The sequence below is a fragment of the Aquisphaera insulae genome (assembly GCF_011064615.1).
GTDB classification, from domain to species: domain Bacteria; phylum Planctomycetota; class Planctomycetia; order Isosphaerales; family Isosphaeraceae; genus Aquisphaera; species Aquisphaera insulae.
Genome location: NZ_JAALJH010000190.1, coordinates 1 through 3,151, shown reverse-complemented (window position 1 = coordinate 3,151; position 3,151 = coordinate 1). Strand labels below are relative to the sequence as shown.

The following is a 3,151-nucleotide window of genomic DNA, read 5'->3' as shown; positions in this document are numbered from 1 at the left end:
CTAACGCTTGCGCAGCTTGCCGAGGCCGGGCCTCATCGGCTCGGCGCCCTTTGCATCGTCCAGGCCTGGATTGGGAGAATGCGTGTTATTGGGCCAGTGCGTGGCGAAACGGCCATCCGCACCAACCTGCGTCGGCCGTTTCGCCTCATCGTCGAGACGCATCCGGGCGGCGCGGTGGTGCAAGTTCGCGAGAGGGCCGAACGCCTGGATCGCGCGCGAACGAATTCGCTTCCCCCCTGACCAAGGGGGGATACAGGGGGGGAGTTCGATCGTCTCGGCCTGCCTACCCTCTCGCGGTTCACTTCTCGGCCGGATGCCCGACGCTCTGGCCGAGGAGGATCACCTGTTCGGCCCGCAGGCCGGCCGCCCGGCGGAATTCGTCGCCGGGCACCGAGACGCGGACGACGGCGCCGAGGCCCTCGGAGGCGCAAAGGAGGTTCACGTTCTGGGCCATGCAGCCGGCCTCGATGGCGGACCAGGAGAGCCAGTCCTCGCGGCTGGCGGGGGCCGGGGTCTCGCCGATCCGGCCGGGGGCGAGGTCGGCGACGTAGACGAGGTTCAGCGGGGCCGTCCGCTCGTGGGCCTCCGTGCCGGCCGCCGCCCGTCGGTCGCCGGCCGCGACGGGGGCCAGCCGGTGTCGGGGCGGGTCGTACCGGTAGATCCCCCGCGGCAGCACGACGTAGACGTCCACCGGGTACTTGCCGTACGCCGAGGGCGCCGTCCGCTGGCCGGTCGCGGGGCGGTTCACACCGTCCGCCGCCCAGAGCAGGCGGGATAGCACCTCGGGCGCGAGCGGCCGATCGGCGAAGCCGCGGGTGGACCGCCGCGCCTCGAGGGCCTGCATCAGGGGCATCCCGCCGGTGTGCGCCGGGGCGGGGAGTTCGATCGCCGGGGCAGGGGACTCCTGGGCGGTCGCGGCCGGTGGCACCGCCAGCAGCAGGGCGAACGAGAGGTAACGGACGAGCGAACGGGGGGGCGTGGGCGTGGGGGTGGGCGGCATCGGCGAGCGATCTCCCGTCATGTCATGTCATGTCTGTCATGCCATCTCAGAGCTTGACCGTATCGAAGTACTCGAAGAGGACGCGAGGCAACTGGCGGCCGTAGAGGGTCCAGTGGGCGGCCGAGGGGTAGTCGTTCAGGCCGGCGATCCGGTTGACGTTCAGCTCGTGAACGACCGCGTCGATGCCGTAGCGCTGGAGCCAGCCGTCGGCCAGGGTGCCGACGTTGCGGAACTCCTGGGGCGTGGAGCCCTCGGTGAACCACGTATGCTTTCTCAAAAGGGATTCGAGCGTCTTGATTCGGTCGACGCGAAGGTCCAGGTCGGGGACGGGAGGCCGGCTGACGTGCAGCAAGCCGCGGCCGTCGTTGTGGAGCTCGATGGCCAGGTGGGGGCGGCGGCCCCGGCTGATCATCGCCTCGAGCCAGGCTTCCAGGGCGTGGTTCTCCGGCGCGAGCTCGGGATCGGCGGGGTGGTCCCAGTCGCGGTTCAGGTCCTTGCCGCGGGAGTTGAATCGGGTCCGGCCCCGGGCGACGCCGTCCTTGTTGGCCATGGGGAGGACGTAGACGCAGAACCGTGCGAGGCATCGTCGCGCCTCGTCGTCGTCGCGGAGGAGCCGCTCGACGAGCCCCTGGACGACCCAGTTCCCGCCGGGCTCCCAGGGGTGTGCCCGCGCCCGGAGGAAGACCCGGTAGGGCGCATCGGGGCGGCCGACGCGGACGATCTCGAGCGAGCGGCCCTCGGCCGTCCGGCCGATCGGCGCGATCTCCACCAGGGGATCCTTCGCGATCGACGCGAGCCACGCCTCGAGGTCGGAGAGGCGATAGGGTTCCGCGCGGGCCAGGTAGAGGGAGGGCCCGGGCATCGTGACGGCCAGCCGCACGCGGTTCCCCGGGAGCCGCTCCAGGGGCGCCGGCGTCCAGGCCTTGCCGTCCGGCGAGAGGACCACGACCCCGAGCTCGTCCGCGATCGACGCCGGCTTGCCGTTCCAGACGTTGTCGAGATTCCGGAACTCGAGCGTCAGCGCGGTGCCCGGCTTCGCGACCAGCCGGAAGTGGATGTGGCCGGCCGCCCGGTTGGGCGAGGACCGCTCGTGGTCGTACAGCAGGTGCACGAGGATCGTGCCGTCGGGCGCGGCCTCGTACCAGAGCGGCGAGGCGTTCTCGAAGGCCGTGTCGATGTACTCCAGCCCCGTCGCCGCGAGCCCCGCCCGGCCGCCCGCCGCGGACGCCGGTGCGGGAGCCGGTGCCGGAGCCGGTGCGGCGGCGGCCGCCTTCTTCCGCCGGATCGATTGCGCCAGGAACTTCGCCGTCTCGTCGCCGATGACGTGGTAGCCCGCCGGGTTGGGATGGCGGTCCGAGAACCAGCCGGGCAGGTCGCGGAAGTGGGCGTCCAGGCGGTTGTCCATCACCACGACCTTGCCGTCGCGGACGAACGGCGCGACCCAGGCGCGGTGCCGCTCCGGGATCTTCTCCAGCGCGTAGCGGCGGTAGTTGAGCATGTCCGGCCCGTGCTTCAGTTCGGCCGCGTACCGGGAATAGACGTCGAATACGGGCAGGTGCTCGGCCTCGGCCGCCCGGCGGACGAGCCGGTTGATCGCCTCGTCGCGGTCGGGGCCCAGGAACGGGATGACCGTCGTCGGGACGATCTCCGCGGCCGGGAAATTCCGCCGGAGCCGGCCGATCAGCTCGGCATAGTCCCTGGGGAAATTGACCTCGAAATCCTCCCGCCGGGCGATGTCATTCAGGCCGTAGCGGATGAAGATGTAATCGAACAAACCCCTGGAGAGGATGTCCCGGTCGTACCGGCCGGAGGTCAGCAGGTCATGGATCCGCTCGCCGTCCACGCCCTGGTTCACCACCTCGACGGGGGGCATGTCCGGCTCGGCCGCCAGGAGCGCCCGGATGACGTCCTCGAGCTGGGGCCCCCCGGGATCGACCTGCCGGCAAATGCTCCCGATCGTGGTGCTGTCGCCGAGCAGGAGGATCCGCAGCTTCGGCTCGTCCCCGCGGGCGGCGGCCATCGGCGCGGCCAGGAGCGCGAGGAGCAACAAGGTTCGCCATCTCGGCCCGCATCGCATTCGAGGATCCCTTCGCGTAATCGGCCCGCCGCTGGGCGGGAGGAAGCCACAGATGAAGAGGGAGACGAATTTAG

The 3,151-nt window shown here is 71.0% G+C and carries 3 protein-coding genes; 1 reads left to right on the top strand and 2 read right to left on the bottom strand.

Annotated elements, in window-relative coordinates; all coding sequences use genetic code 11:
- The coding region (locus G6O54_RS37595; RefSeq protein WP_205679174.1) for a hypothetical protein at positions 1-240 on the top strand (240 nt) is incomplete at its 5' end.
- 58 nt (positions 241-298) lie between these two features.
- Here the strand turns inward: G6O54_RS37595 and G6O54_RS36585 are convergent.
- Positions 299-1,000: a SagB/ThcOx family dehydrogenase gene (locus tag G6O54_RS36585; protein ID WP_165235932.1), complete on the bottom strand. Its 702-nt coding sequence runs from the start codon at positions 998-1,000 to the stop codon at positions 299-301.
- Positions 1,001-1,046: 46 nt separating this feature from the next.
- Positions 1,047-3,050 carry a GDSL-type esterase/lipase family protein gene (locus G6O54_RS37590; protein WP_205679173.1) on the bottom strand — a complete coding sequence of 668 codons (2,004 nt, stop codon included), beginning with the start codon at positions 3,048-3,050 and terminating at the stop codon, positions 1,047-1,049.
- Between the last annotated feature and the right edge of the window lie 101 nt (positions 3,051-3,151).